General features: G+C 71.6%; 10 protein-coding genes. 5 read left to right on the top strand and 5 right to left on the bottom strand.

Annotated elements, in window-relative coordinates; genetic code table 11:
- Positions 1–9: 9 nt before the first annotated feature.
- Both ACFVYX_RS04800 and ACFVYX_RS04805 read right to left on the bottom strand, forming a co-directional pair.
- The gene (locus ACFVYX_RS04800) at positions 10–1,725 is read right to left on the bottom strand and encodes an ABC transporter ATP-binding protein (RefSeq protein ID WP_389679857.1); all 1,716 of its coding nucleotides are present in this window, start codon (positions 1,723–1,725) and stop codon (positions 10–12) included.
- Entirely contained in the window at positions 1,722–3,566 is a 1,845-nt protein-coding gene (locus ACFVYX_RS04805; protein ID WP_389679858.1) for an ABC transporter ATP-binding protein, read from the bottom strand. The genes ACFVYX_RS04800 and ACFVYX_RS04805 overlap by 4 nt, the downstream gene beginning before the upstream one ends.
- A 165-nt stretch (positions 3,567–3,731) precedes the next feature.
- Here ACFVYX_RS04805 and ACFVYX_RS04810 point away from each other — a divergent pair, with 165 nt between their 5' ends.
- Both ACFVYX_RS04810 and ACFVYX_RS04815 read left to right on the top strand, forming a co-directional pair.
- A complete protein-coding gene (locus ACFVYX_RS04810; RefSeq protein WP_389679859.1) occupies positions 3,732–4,412 on the top strand; it encodes a TetR/AcrR family transcriptional regulator in 681 nt (226 codons plus the stop codon).
- Positions 4,413–4,509: 97 nt separating this feature from the next.
- The gene (locus tag ACFVYX_RS04815; RefSeq protein ID WP_389679860.1) at positions 4,510–6,324 is read left to right on the top strand and encodes an ABC transporter ATP-binding protein; all 1,815 of its coding nucleotides are present in this window, start codon (positions 4,510–4,512) and stop codon (positions 6,322–6,324) included.
- Positions 6,325–6,330: 6 nt separating this feature from the next.
- Here the strand turns inward: ACFVYX_RS04815 and ACFVYX_RS04820 are convergent, their stop codons facing one another.
- The 3 genes from ACFVYX_RS04820 to ACFVYX_RS04830 form a co-directional block, all read right to left on the bottom strand.
- Positions 6,331–7,599 carry a mannosyltransferase family protein gene (locus ACFVYX_RS04820; protein WP_389679861.1) on the bottom strand — a complete coding sequence of 423 codons (1,269 nt, stop codon included), beginning with the start codon at positions 7,597–7,599 and terminating at the stop codon, positions 6,331–6,333.
- A gap of 83 nt (positions 7,600–7,682) precedes the next feature.
- Positions 7,683–8,036 carry a hypothetical protein gene (locus tag ACFVYX_RS04825; protein WP_389679862.1) on the bottom strand — a complete coding sequence of 118 codons (354 nt, stop codon included), beginning with the start codon at positions 8,034–8,036 and terminating at the stop codon, positions 7,683–7,685.
- Positions 8,029–8,526 carry a SigE family RNA polymerase sigma factor gene (locus tag ACFVYX_RS04830; RefSeq protein WP_389679863.1) on the bottom strand — a complete coding sequence of 166 codons (498 nt, stop codon included), beginning with the start codon at positions 8,524–8,526 and terminating at the stop codon, positions 8,029–8,031. Before ACFVYX_RS04830 ends, ACFVYX_RS04825 begins: the two co-directional genes overlap by 8 nt.
- A 548-nt stretch (positions 8,527–9,074) precedes the next feature.
- On the opposite strand from ACFVYX_RS04830, the gene ACFVYX_RS04835 reads away from it, so the two are divergent.
- The 3 genes from ACFVYX_RS04835 to ACFVYX_RS04845 all read left to right on the top strand — a co-directional run bounded on the left by ACFVYX_RS04835 (position 9,075) and on the right by ACFVYX_RS04845 (position 12,377).
- A complete protein-coding gene (locus ACFVYX_RS04835) occupies positions 9,075–9,500 on the top strand; it encodes a hypothetical protein (RefSeq protein ID WP_389679864.1) in 426 nt (141 codons plus the stop codon).
- A 153-nt stretch (positions 9,501–9,653) separates the two neighbouring features.
- A complete protein-coding gene (locus tag ACFVYX_RS04840) occupies positions 9,654–12,209 on the top strand; it encodes an ATP-dependent Clp protease ATP-binding subunit (protein ID WP_389679865.1) in 2,556 nt (851 codons plus the stop codon).
- A gap of 3 nt (positions 12,210–12,212) precedes the next feature.
- Positions 12,213–12,377, top strand: a complete 165-nt coding sequence (locus ACFVYX_RS04845; RefSeq protein WP_389679866.1) for a hypothetical protein — start codon at positions 12,213–12,215, stop codon at positions 12,375–12,377.
- Positions 12,378–12,444: the final 67 nt, after the last annotated feature.

Raw genomic sequence — 12,444 nt, forward strand, 5'->3', positions numbered from 1 at the left:
CCGGGTCTCTCACTCGCTCCCGGCCGGTGTCAGGGAGAGCTTCCAGAAGTCGGCGTACCGGCCGCCGTGGCGCAGCAGCGCGCCGTGGCTTCCTTGCTCCGCGATCCGGCCGCCGTCCAGGAAGACGACACGATCGGCGCGTCGGACGGTCCGCATCCTGTGCGCGACCATCACGACGGTCCGGCCCGCCATCAGGCGCTCGATCCCCTCGTGGACGGCTGCCTCGTTCACCGGGTCCAGTGCGGAAGTCACCTCGTCCAGGAGCACGACGGGAGCGTTCTTCAGCAGTGCTCGCGCGATCGAGACACGCTGGCGTTCACCCCCCGACAGCTGCGAGCCCCCCTCGCCGACGTGCGTCGACCAGCCGCCGGGCAGTCGCTCGATCACCTCGTCGAGGCGAGCCGCCGACGCCGCCGCCCGCACCTCGGCCTCGTCGGCGTCGGGGCGGCCGAGGCGCACGTTCTCCTCGATCGTGCCGTCGAAGAGATGGACGTCCTGGAAGACGATGGCGAACTGCGCCATCAGCACCTCCGGGTCGATCGCGCGCACGTCCACCCCGCCCACCCGCACCGCGCCCTTCTCCACGTCGTAGAAGCGCGCCAGGAGCTGCAGCAAGGTGCTCTTGCCGGAACCCGACGGTCCGACGACGGCGAGCCGCTCTCCCTGGGGCACGGACAGCGACAGGTCGTCGATCACCGTGCGGTCGCCGTGCCGGAAGGCGACGGACTCGAACTCCAGGTCGTGGCGCACCGGCTGGATCGGTACGGCCGGCTCCGGCAGCGGCTCCGTGCGCAGGACGGTGTCGAGCCGCGCCAGCTCATGGCGGGCGGCGCGGAGTTGGCCGCCGATGTCCGAGAGCGACAGCAGGGGGTCCGCGCAGCGGGCGGCCAGCACCAGGGTCGCCAGGACCTCCGCCGCACCGACGTGCCCGCCGATCGCCAGGTACGCGCCGAGGGCCAGGACCCCGGTGAACGCCGTCTGTACCGCGAGTGCGAGACCCACCACGCCGGGCAGGGCCGACAGCGCGGTCCGACGGGAGGCGCGCCGGACCTCCCGCAACGAGTCGTCGAGCATCCGGAAACGTTCGACGGTCCGGCCACCGGCCCGCAGTACCGGCTGGGCCTGGAGGTATTCGATGACCCGCCCGGTGGCCTCGTGGTCGCGTGCGTGGCGCTCCCTGTCCGCTGCGGCCATCGCGCGTCCCGTCCGCAGCTGGATCGCCGCCACGACCGGAACGGCGGCCAGCGCGGCGAGGCCGATCTGCCAGTGGAAGGCCAGCATGACGGCCACGATCGTCAGAGGGGTCACGGAGGCGGAGATGAAGGGGGCCAGCAGATGCGCGATCACGCTCATCGCCTGGAGGACTCCCCGGCCGGCCAGGACGGACACCTCCCCGACGCGGCCCCCCTCGTACCAGCCGATGGGCAGCCGGGCCAGATGGTCGCCGAGCCGGTGGTACGTGCCGCGCAACAGGGTGGCCCCCGCCCGGAAGCCGGACAGGTCGCTGACGTAGCGCAGTACCGCGTAAACGGAGACCACGGTCCCGAACGCGCCCAGCCACGGCCAGGCGTCCTCGGGCGTGCTCCCGAACAGTGCCCGCAGGACGGGAACCAGCAGGGCGTAGGACAGGCCCTCGACGAGTGCCGTCGTCGTCATCAGGGCCACGGTGCGACGCACCGGCTGGGCGTACTCCTGCCCCAGCACACGCAGCAGCATACGGATCACCGGGGCTCGCCTCCTCGCGGTACGCCCTCGTGGGTCTTGGTACGGTCGGCGACCGCCGACCGCTGGGCCTGCCAGAAGGCGGCGAACCGCCCGTTCCGTGCGAGCAGTTCGGCCGGTGCGCCGCGCTCGACGACCGAGCCTCGCTCCAGCATCACGACGGTGTCGGCCTCGGCGATCGTCTCCGGGCGGTGGGCGATGACCAGGATCGTCCGGGTGCCCTCCAGCGTCGCGAGCGCGCGCCGCACCGCCCGCTCGGTCCGCGGGTCGGCGAAGGAGGTCGCCTCGTCGAGTACGAGAACGGGCGCGTCGGCGAGCAGCGCGCGAGCCAGGGAGATCCGCTGCGCCTCGCCCCCCGACAGTCCGGCGTCCTCACCGATCACCGACTCGTATCCACGGGGGAGTTCGAGGATCCGCTCGTGGATGTGGGCCAGCCGGGCCGCCCGTACCACCGCGTCGAAGTCGGCGTGGGGTACGGCGAGGGCGATGTTGTCCGCGACCGACGCGCGCAGCAGCCGGACGTCCTGGAAGACGAAGGAGACCTTCCGGTAGAGCTCCCGGCTGCCGAGTTCGCGCAGGTCGACGCCGCCGAGGGTGACCGAGCCGTGGGTCGGGTCGAAGAACCGGGGCAGCAGCCGCACCAGCGTGGACTTGCCGCTCCCCGACGGCCCGACGAGCGCGGTGACCGTTCCCGGTTCGAGCACCAGGTCGATCCCTCGCAGCACCTCGTCGCCGGTTTCGTAGCCGAAGCGGACGTCACGCAGTTCCACCCGGTGCCCCTGGGCCGTGGCCGGGTGCGCGGGCTCCGGCAGCGGCCGTACCGCGAGCACCTCCCGGATCCGGCCGACCGCGCGCCGGGCGCTCTGCATGTCGTCGAAGCCGTGGCCCAGGGCCGCCACGGGAGCGGTCAGGCCGAGGCCGAGGAGCAGGAAGGGCAGCAGATCGGCCGCGGCCATGCCACCGCTGGTGAGGAGTGCCGTACCGCCGACCAGCACGACGAGCAGCACGAACGGCGGCGACAGCACCACCTGCATCCCGGCGGCGATCCCGGCCAGCCCGCGCACCATCCGGACGAAGCTGCCGACGAAGCCGTCCACGGCGGTGAGGAACCTGCGGTGGACGCGGTCGGCTCCGCCGAACGCCTTGACCACCGCGATGCCCTCCACGAACTCGACGACCGAACTCGCGATCCGTCCCATGCCCGCGTCGAACTCCTCCTGCTCCCGCAGCCGGTTCGGGGTCATCATCAGGGGGACGAGGGCCACGGCCAGGAGCACGGGTATCAGGGTGATCAGTGTCAGCCGCCAGTCGATGGTGAACAGATAGACCAGCGACGCAAGGGGCACCACGAACGCGGAGACGAGCTCGCCGGGGGTGTGGGCGATGAACGGGTGCACGGCACTGACGTCCTCGCCCACCACCTTCGCCAGTTCGCCGGTCCGGCGCCGCGAGAACCAGCCGATCGGTACGCGGCCGAGCCCCTCGGCCAGGTGCCGGCGGAACGCCAGTTGCACGTGGCCGTCGAGGACGTGCCCGATGCCCGACGACGCGGCGGTGAACAGCAGCCGGACGAACATGCCGGCGGCGCCCACGGTCACGACGATCCAGACGCGATCGTGATCGGTCGGGCCGGGTGACAGGAGGGCGCGGCCCAGTTCGCCGACCGCCAGGAGCGGCGCCAGTCCGGCGAGGGCGCCGATGACCTGCAGGATCACGACGGCGGCGAGCCCCGGCCAGTAGGGGCGCAGCAGTCCGCTCGTGCTCGGTCCCGCCGCGGCGTCGGCCCGGTCATCGGGTGGTGGGGTGGACTGCTCCCTCGGCGCGGCGAGGTCGGTGGTGGTCATGGCTCTCGTCGCTCTCCTGTCCTGCGCATCCCGAACTCCCTTCCGGCGGCGGCCCGCTGACTTATCGAACGTGTTCCGAAAGTAGCACGGGCAGGCAGCCGCGCACACGGAATCCGCCCCGCACCCGTGGTGAGGCGGGGCGCGGCGGGGCGGCATGATGGGACGATGTCCCGAGCGCCCGCACCGCACGGCCGCACCGGCCGGCCGCCCCTGACCTCCCGTGCGCAGATCCTCGTGGCCGCCCGTCGGCTCATCGACCAGGACGGCTGGGAGAAGCTGACGATCCGCCGCCTCGCCGCCGAGATCGGCGTCGGGGCGACGACCCTGTACCACCACATCCGGAGCAAGGACGACCTGCTGCTCCTCCTGCTCAACCACCACATCGGGCAGGTCGAACGCCCCCGACTGCCCGACGACCCGAGCGAGCGCATCGTCGCCGCCGCCACCGCGATGCGCGACGCCCTCACCGCCTGGCCGTGGGCGGCGGAGGTCCTCTCGGCCGACGGATTCGTCGGCCTCCTCGACGAATCGGCGATGTGGATGGTCGAGGCCATCGTGGCGGGCGCCGGCGACCACGGATGCACACCGGAACAGAGCGTCGACCTCTTCCGCGGCATCTGGTACTTCACCGTCGGCGAGGTCCTCGTCCGCGCCCACTCCGCCCGCCGGACGGACGAAGGCCGTCCCTTCGCCCACCGTGACGACCTGGACCCGTCTCAGGTGCCCCATCTGGCCGCCATCGGTGTCCGCTGGGCCGCGCTGGCCGCACGGGACATCTACCCCCAGGGACTCCGCGTCCTCGTCGACGGACTGCTCGCGCAGGCCACCCCCCACGGCGCCGGCTAGCCGGGCGCGGTGGCCGGTAATAACCCTTGGACGGCGTGAGCGCCCGCACGGAACACTGCCAACCCTGTCCATTTGGATACGACAAGACAGGGTTGGGATGGGAAAGCCTGAATCGCGCAGACGTTCGCCGGGCAGGGGCTCCGTGCTCCTCGCGCTCCGCTACTACGGACGGGAGCTGATCCGACTCAGACGGATGACGGCACCGGCGATGCTGCTCCCGGCACTGGGCAACATCGGGATCTTCTACGTCGTGCCGCTGATCGTCGCGAAGCTCGTCGGCCGCATCGCGGGGAACACCGGCGGAGGCGTCGGCCCGATGCTGCCCTACGTCCTCGCCTTCGCCGGTGTGCTGCTGCTCGCCGAGGCGCTGTGGCGCGTCGGACTGCACTGCCTGAACCGACTCGACGCCCTCGGCATCGAGCACCTGTACGTGATCGGCATGGACGCGCTGTTCGCCAAGGACGCCGCCTTCTTCCACGACAACTTCGCCGGCTCGCTGACCAAGCGGGTCCTGAGCTTCGCCTCACGGTTCGAGGAGTTCGTCGACACGCTCACCTTCTCCGTCATGGGCAAGTTCGTGCCCCTCGTGTTCGCGTCGGTGGTGCTGTGGACGTACGAACCCCTGCTCGTCGTCGGGCTTCTGACGATGATCGCGGTCACCACGCTGTGCGTGCGGCCCCTGATCCGGCGCCGTCAGGCACTCGTCGACCGGCGTGAGGAGGCGATCGCCCGGGTCTCGGGCCACGTCGCCGACAGCCTGATGAACATGGACACCGTCCGGTCGTTCGCCGCCGAGGAACGCGAGGCCGCCGAACACCGCTCCCGCGTCGCCGAATCGCGCCGCCTCACGCTGCGCTCGTGGGACTACGGCAACCTGCGCATCGACACGCTGATCGCACCGATGTCCGTGCTCACCAACGTCCTTGGTCTGGTGCTCGCCCTCTCGCTCGGCGCGGGCGAACACGGCGTCGAGGCCGTCGTCGTCGCCTTCACCTACTACTCCAACGCCACCCGGATCATGTTCGAGTTCAACCAGATCTACCGCCGCCTGGAAAGCTCGATGACCGAGGCCGCGCAGTTCACCGAACTGCTGCTGACCCCGCCGACCGTACGGGACCCCGAGGTACCGGAACCGCTCCTCTCCGAGGGCGCCGATGTGCGCTTCGAGAAGGTGACCTTCGCCCACGCGGGAGCGAAGCCGCTCTTCGAGGGCCTCGACCTGTCCGTGCCCAGCGGCGCCAAGGTCGGATTCGTCGGCCGCTCCGGCGGCGGCAAGACCACGCTCACCCGGTTGCTGCTGCGGATGACGGACATCGACGGCGGCCGGATCACGATCGGCGGGCAGGACATCAGCAGGCTGCGGCAGGCCGAACTGCGCGGCCTGATCGCCTATGTGCCGCAGGACCCGGCGATGTTCCACCGCACGCTGCGGGAGAACATCGCGTTCGCCCGGCCGGACGCCACCGACGCCGAGATCCGCCGCGCCGCCGAGGCGGCGCACGTCACGGAGTTCGTCGACACCCTGCCCGACGGCTTCGACACGATGGTCGGTGAGCGCGGAGTGAAGCTGTCCGGCGGCCAGCGCCAGCGGGTCGCCCTCGCGCGGGCCATTCTCCGCGACGCGCCGATCCTGCTGCTCGACGAGGCGACCAGCGCCCTGGACTCGGAGAGCGAGATCCTCGTACAGGACGCACTCTGGCGTCTCATGGACGGGCGGACGGCGCTCGTGGTCGCCCACCGGCTCAGCACCGTCGCCACCATGGACCAGCTCGTCGTCCTCGACGGCGGGCGCATCGTCGAGCGGGGCACGCACCACGAACTGCTCGCCGCGGAAGGCGCGTACGCGAAGCTCTGGCAGCACCAGTCGGGCGGCTTCCTCGACGGAACGCCCGCCGGGGCCGACCTGGTGTAGGCGGTGTCAGCCGGCCCAGCGGCCTGTCATGAAGGTGACGGCCAGGACCGTGCCCAGGGGCGCGACCAGGCAGAGGTACACGGTGGTGGCCGTCCCGCGGCGCAGGCTCCAGACGGCGAGTCCGGTCCACAGGGGCCACCACAGGAGGGTGCTGCGCGCGACGGACATGTACCAGTACGAGGTGCCGAGCGCCCACAGCGTCAGCGCGATGTACAGGGCTTCCGCCCAGCGGCGCCGGCGGACGAGCACGGCGAGCAGCAGGAGGCCGAGCAGCATGGCGACGAGGTCCGCCTGGAACAGGGCGGCGTAGCCGGTGGCCTGGGTGTGGGCGAAGGCCTCGTGCCAGGTCTGGGCCCAGGCCTCCCAGGGGGCGCGGAAGGTGCGGTACCAGCCGCGTTCCTGGGCGTGCTTCCACGCCATCAGGTCACCGGTCCGCTCGTACAGGTACCCGAAGTAGAGGAGCGCGGGCAGTACGGGCAGGACGAGCAGCGCGGCCCGGTGCCGCCTCGTGCGTACCGTCGTGAGGAAGTGGACGGCGAGGGCGGCGGCGAGGAAGAGGCCGCTGATGCGGACGGTGGTGGCGCAGGCCGCGAGGAGCGCGGCCAGGGGCCAGCGGTGCCGCTGGGCGGCGAGCCAGGCGGGCAGGGCGAAGGCGAGGAACAGGGCCTCGCTGTAGCCGGCGGCGAGGAAGACCGCGCAGGGCGACAGCAGGAGGAACAGGGCGGCGCGGCCGCCCGCCCGCGAGCCCGGCAGGTGCAGTTCGGCGATCCTGGCCAGTGCGAGGACGGCGACGGCGCCGGCCACGAAGGAGATGAGCAGCCCGGCGACGGTCCAGTCGGGGACCACCGTGTGCACCGCCCGCAGGAGCAGGGGGAAGCCGGGGAAGAACGCCTCCCTGTTGTCCCCCGCACCGGCACCGGTCGCCGTTCCGGATCCGTCTTCGCCGGGGAAGTAGCCGTCCCTCGCTATGTGGAGGAAGTGCCCCCAGTCCCAGTGCTCGAAGGACGCGAGCACCGGTTCGGGCTCACGGGCGTCGCCGTGTCCGGGGAACAGCCAGCGGGTGCAGTAGGCGGTCGTCCACAGGGCCGCCCGGGTCAGCAGGTACAGCCCGAGGACCTCGCGGTCGACAGGCCGCAGCCGTGCCCACGCCCGTCCGAGCAGCGTGTCCCGCGGGCATGGGCGATCCGCCCGCCGTACGTCCTCCGGTGCCTCGGACGCGACGCCGCCCGCCCGTACGGGGGCATGCCTGGGGGAGGGGGGTGCCGTGACAGGCATGGGTGATCGTCTCTCCGTGGGTACGTCGAAGGGCGGGCGGGCCCTGTGGCGCGGGCCGTCCCGTGAAGGGGGGGAGCGGTGGGTCAGCTGTGCGGGCTCGTGGGGTCCTGGCTGGGCGGCGGCGACGTGGTGGTCTGCGCCGTCTCCCGCGGCTCCGGCCCGGGAAGGGTGGAGCTGGGACCGGGCTGCGGTGTGGAGGGGCTGGTCGCGGGCATGACGGGGCCGGGTCGTTCGGGCACCAGCGTCGCGGCCGTCGCCACGCCGAGAGCGGCGACGGCGCTCGCCGTGACCACGGCGAGGGCCACGTGGCGCCGCCGGGACCGCCTGCCCCGCTCGACGACCCGCTCGACCGGCGGCGGCGTGGCCTGCCGCCGGCCGTGATCGGCGGCGGCCCGGAACAGGGCCCTCAGGGACGGGTCGTCGATGTCGTCACGCATCGGGAGCCTCCTGCACGTTGTCCCGCAGCCGGTCGGCCAGGGCGGCACGCCCGCGGCCGAGATGAGTCTTGACCGTGCTGGCGGACAGCCCGGTCTCGCCCGCGATCTGCTCGACGGTGAGGTCGCACAGATAGTGCAGGGCGACGGTGCGCCGCTGCTGGGGCGGCAGGGTACGCAGCGCCTCGACAAGGACGACGTGCTCCGGGCCCGGTCCCGCCACCTGGGGCGGGACCGCGGCCCGCCGCGTCCACGCGTCGGCCGTACGTCTCCGGAAGCGCCACTGGCTCACGGCCAGACGCCAGGCGACCTTCCGGATCCACGCCTCCGGTCCGCCGTCGCGGTCGAGCTGCCGTCGCCGGTTCCAGCCCTTGACGAACGCTTCCTGGACAACGTCTTCAGCCTCCTGCAGATCGCCGAGCATGACGTAGAGCTGCCCGGTGAGCCGCCCGACCGCCTGGACGTAGAACGCTTCGAACTCTTCGACGGTCAACGGCAACTCCCGGGTCTCTCGCTTCACCAGGCATACGCCCGGGAGGGCCGCGACGGTCTACACCGCCGCCGAGAAGAGGGTGTGAGGCCCGTCACAGCCCCGGCTCCACCCGCACTCCGGGGGGCCCGACGATCGAGCGGGCGGCGCCGGCGGTCGGCCGGACGACGCCCACGACCCATATCCGTGGATCCTGGTCGGGGAGCGGTGGCGGATGGTCTTCCTCGCACGCATCACGTCTGCTCCTCGGTCGACTGGACATGGAGACAGCAGTCTCACCAGAGGTGAGCATGGTGGTCATGAGTACGCGTACTCATGACCCGGTGGTCCAACGCGGTGTGCCCACTACCGGGTGTCCGGCCGATCACGCTCCTGGCTAGGGTGAACGAGCGGGTCGGAAGCGAGCGTGAACCAACGGGGCCGGCTGTGTGCCCCGCCTGTGGGTCAAGCCGTGGGGAACCAACCACTTTCGTACCGCGGGGCGGGGATCTACCAGTAAGGCGGGGCGCAGCGTGAAGTCCTGGAGTTTTCGGCGCAAGGCAGTGGTCGGTGTGACCTCGGTATTCCTGCTCACCATGGGAGGGTGCTTCGCCGCGCTGTCCGAGCAGCCCGAGAGCATCGATCGCTCGCAGGTCGCCGGTACATGGATCGGGGACGGCGGCGCACGGGTGGAGTTGCGCGTGGACGGAGGGTTCGAGATGTCCGGCATCCCGCGCAGCGCCCTGCACTTCAGCTTCATCGACCCGCCGCCGGGTGAGGGCAAACTGTCCGGGAGCGGGACCTGGGAGCTCGGCCCTCACCGCGAAGGCGACAGCGTGGAGAACATCCTCCTGTACGTCGACACCGGCGGGTCGTTCTCCGACGACTCCGAGGTCGAGGAACTTCGGGTGGCCGAGAGCGGCGAGAAGCCGGTGCTCTACTTCTTCACCAGCCCGGAGAAGTGGTACGGGTTCGAGGTTCGCAAGACCGGCACCTGACCGGCCGGGCCGCTCTCTCCAGGAGGGCGGTCGGCGGAGAGCCCGGCGCCCGGCACGTGGCGCGTGCCACGCGCGCCCGGCCGCACCGTTTGCGGAGGGGCCGGGCTCGGGTTTGAGTGGACGGGACCCCCCACTCGCTCATCAGGAGCCGGTATGTCGATGGCCTTCGGTTCTCCCTTCGGTTCGTCGGATCCGTTCAGCGACATGCTGAATCGTTTCTTCGGTATGTCGCCGGCGTCCTCGCCCCCCGCCGTGCAACGCGTGCCCATCGGACGCCTCCTCACCGAGTCCTCCCACGAACTGCTCAACGCGGCCGCGGCCAAGGCGGCCGAGGACGGGACGAGCGACCTCGACACCGAACACCTCCTGTGGGCGGCCACCCAGGTCGAGCCCACCCGCAGGCTGCTCGCCCAGGGCGGGGTGGACCCCGGCACCCTCGCCGCACGGATCGCCAAGGTCCTGCCCCGCGAGGCCCAGGAGCCGTCCTCCGAGCCCGGCCTCACCCCGGCGGCGAAGCGCACCCTCGCCCTCGCCCATGCCAGGTCCCAGGCGGCCGGCGTCTCGTACATCGGCCCCGAGCACATCCTCGGCGCCCTCCTCGGCGACGCCGACTCCGGCGCCTCGCGCTTCCTGCGCGCCGACGACCTCGACGTCTCCAAGCTGCGCGGCACCGCCGACCGGGCCGCCTTCGGTGAGAGCGGCCCCGCGGCACCGAAGCAGCCCGCCACGACCCTGGACGAGTTCGGCCGGGACCTGACGGAGGAGGCGAGGGCCGGCAGGCTCGACCCCGTCGTCGGCCGGGCCGAGGAGATCGAGCAGACCGTCGAGATCCTGTCGCGTCGCTCGAAGAACAACCCCGTCCTCATCGGCGAACCCGGCGTCGGCAAGACCGCCATTGTCGAGGGCCTCGCCCAGCGGATCGTGGCCGGAGAGGTGCCCGACACCCTCAAGGACAAGCGGGTCGTCTCCCTGGACATGTCCGGGATGGTCGCCGGCGCCCAGTACCGGGGCCAGTTCGAGGAACGCCTGAAGAAGGTCATCGAGGACGTCCAGCAGGCCGGGGGCGAGATCATCCTCTTCATCGACGAGCTCCACACCGTCGTCGGCGCGGGCGCGAGCGGCGAGGGCGCGATGGACGCCGGCAACATGCTCAAGCCCGCCCTCGCGCGCGGCGAGCTCCATGTCGTCGGTGCGACGACGATCGACGAGTACCGCAAGCACGTCGAGAAGGACGCCGCCCTCGAACGCCGCTTCCAGCCCGTCCTCATCCCCGAGCCGACGGTCGAGGAGACCGTGCAGATCCTCGAAGGGCTGCGCGACGCCTACGAGGCCCACCACCAGGTCCGTTTCGCCGACGGGGCGCTCGCGGCCGCCGCCGAACTCTCCGACCGGTACATCAGCGACCGCTTCCTGCCCGACAAGGCCATCGACCTGATGGACCAGGCGGGTGCCCGCGTACGGCTGCGCAGCTCCGGGCGCTCCACCGAGGTCGTCAGCCGGGAGGAACGGCTCGCCAAGCTGCGCCGGGAGAAGGACCAGGCCGTCGCCGCCGAGGAGTTCGAGAAGGCCAAGGGGCTGAAGGAGGAGATCGCCGAGGTCGAGGGCGAGCTCGCCGGCATCGAGGAACGCCGGGAGGGCGTCGTCTCCGTGACGGCCGCCGACATCGCCGACATCGTCTCGCGCCGTACCGGCATCCCGGTCTCCCAGCTCACCGCCAGCGAGAAGGACAGGCTCCTCAAGCTGGAGGAGGAGATGCACGCCCGGATCGTCGGCCAGGACGAGGCGGTCACCGCCGTCTCCCAGGCCGTGCGCCGCAACCGGGCCGGCATGGGCGACCCCGGCCGGCCCGTCGGGTCGTTCCTCTTCCTCGGCCCCACCGGCGTCGGCAAGACGGAACTCGCCAAGACCCTCGCCGAGCTGCTGTTCGGCGAGGAGGACCGGATGATCCGGTTCGACATGAGCGAGTTCCAGGAGAAGCACACCGTCGCCCGGCTCGTCGGCGCCCCTCCCGGATACGTCGGATACGAGGAGGCCGGCCAGCTCACCGAGAAGGTCCGCCGCAATCCGTACAGCGTCGTCCTCTTCGACGAGGTGGAGAAGGCGCACCCCGACGTCTTCAACACGCTGCTGCAGATCCTCGACGACGGGCGTCTCACGGACGGACAGGGGCGCACGGTCGACTTCCGCCACTGCGTGATCATCATGACGTCCAACATCGGCGCCCACCGCATCCTCGCCCACGAGGGCGACGCGGCCGATCTGAAGGACGAGCTGATGGAGGACCTGCGGGGCCGGTTCCTGCCCGAGTTCCTCAACCGCATCGACGACATCATCGTCTTCCACAGCCTCACGGAGAAGGACCTGTCGGAGATCGTCGACCACCTCCTGGACCGCAGCAAGCACCGCGTCCACGCCCAGGGCCTGACCCTGGAGGTCACCGAGGCCGCGAAGAAGCTGCTCGTGGCCCACGGCTACCAGCCTGAGTTCGGCGCCCGACCGCTGCGCCGCACCATCCAGACGGAGCTCGACAACCGGATCGCCTCCCTGCTCCTCGGCGGCGAGGCCGAGCCGGGCGACACGATCGTCGCCGACGTGATCGACGACTCCCTCCACTGCACCATCCGCGCGAGCGGCGGCGCCGGAACCGGGACGGTCCCGGTGGCCGACAAGGCCCCCACGGCGACCGCCATCCCCGAAGGCAAGGAGTGACCGATGGCCCACCACCACAAGTCGAGCGAAGAGGTCGAGGGCGACCCCGACACCGGCCACGGCCGCGGGATGCCCCGCCGCCCGGACGAGGAGGAGCTCGACGAGCGCCTTGAGGAGGACCGCGAGGACGTGGGTCTCCCTCCGGACCAGGAACGGCAGGCCGACTAGCCCGGACCCTGGAGCCCGGTTTCCGCGCGCCGCGACCACGAGCCCGACCGGCACCGCCCGGTCGGGC

The sequence above is a fragment of the Streptomyces sp. NPDC058326 genome, assembly GCF_042879855.1.
Classification (GTDB): Bacteria; Actinomycetota; Actinomycetes; order Streptomycetales; family Streptomycetaceae; genus Streptomyces.

Excerpts from the sequence above, each read along its gene's own strand:
- ACFVYX_RS04805 (WP_389679858.1), bottom strand. The coding sequence starts at position 3,566 with ATGACCACCACCGACCTCGCCGCGCCGAGGGAGCAGTCCACCCCACCA.
- ACFVYX_RS04810 (WP_389679859.1), top strand. The coding sequence starts at position 3,732 with ATGTCCCGAGCGCCCGCACCGCACGGCCGCACCGGCCGGCCGCCCCTG.
- ACFVYX_RS04815 (WP_389679860.1), top strand. The coding sequence starts at position 4,510 with ATGGGAAAGCCTGAATCGCGCAGACGTTCGCCGGGCAGGGGCTCCGTG.
- ACFVYX_RS04820 (WP_389679861.1), bottom strand. The coding sequence starts at position 7,599 with ATGCCTGTCACGGCACCCCCCTCCCCCAGGCATGCCCCCGTACGGGCG.
- ACFVYX_RS04825 (WP_389679862.1), bottom strand. The coding sequence starts at position 8,036 with ATGCGTGACGACATCGACGACCCGTCCCTGAGGGCCCTGTTCCGGGCC.
- ACFVYX_RS04840 (WP_389679865.1), top strand. The coding sequence starts at position 9,654 with ATGTCGATGGCCTTCGGTTCTCCCTTCGGTTCGTCGGATCCGTTCAGC.
- ACFVYX_RS04845 (WP_389679866.1), top strand. The coding sequence starts at position 12,213 with ATGGCCCACCACCACAAGTCGAGCGAAGAGGTCGAGGGCGACCCCGAC.